This is a genomic window from Microcoleus sp. B7-D4 (assembly GCF_036705125.1).
Lineage (GTDB): Bacteria > Cyanobacteriota > Cyanobacteriia > Cyanobacteriales > Microcoleaceae > Microcoleus.
The window spans coordinates 36,158-36,758 of record NZ_JAUBTT010000086.1; the positions used below are offsets into that span (position 1 = coordinate 36,158).

1 pseudogene is annotated in these 601 nt (G+C 44.9%); it reads right to left on the bottom strand.

Annotated features, from left to right (window positions below):
• A pseudogene (locus QUB12_RS28255) lies at nucleotides 1–601 on the bottom strand (beta strand repeat-containing protein); the annotation flags it as partial.

Genomic DNA, 601 nt, shown 5'->3' on the forward strand with positions numbered 1-601 from the left:
TTACCTCTGGTGTCGGAGTTGGCGTGGGAGTTGGTGTTACCTCTGGTGTCGGAGTTGGCGTGGGTTCGGGTGTGGGAATACTATCGTTATCAGTGATATTAGCTGTGACAGCAGCGACGGTAATGCCGCTATAATTTGTATCCGCTGAAGTTGCAGTATGAGTAATACTTCCAGTATGACTTCCTTCCACTAATGTGTCATTAACAGCCGTGACAGTTACGGTTTGCGGTGTATTCCAATTAATTGAATTAAAGGTGAGTGTTGGAGCTGAAGTAGCGGTTTGAGCAGTGTTGCTAATGGCTAGACTAACATCGGCTGTGGGTTGTGAGGTTAAAACTACTTCATAACTACCAGTTGTACCGCCTTCTGTAGCTGTTGTAGAAGTGGGAGTGATTGTGACTCCGGCAATGTCGTTATCAGTGATATTAGCTGTGACAGCAGCGACGGCAATGCCGCTATAATTTGTATCCGCTGAAGTTGCAGTATGAGTAATACTTCCAGTATGACTTCCTTCCACTAATGTGTCATTAACAGCCGTGACAGTTACGGTTTGCGGTGTATTCCAATTAATTGAATTAAAGGTGAGTGTTGGAGCTGAAGT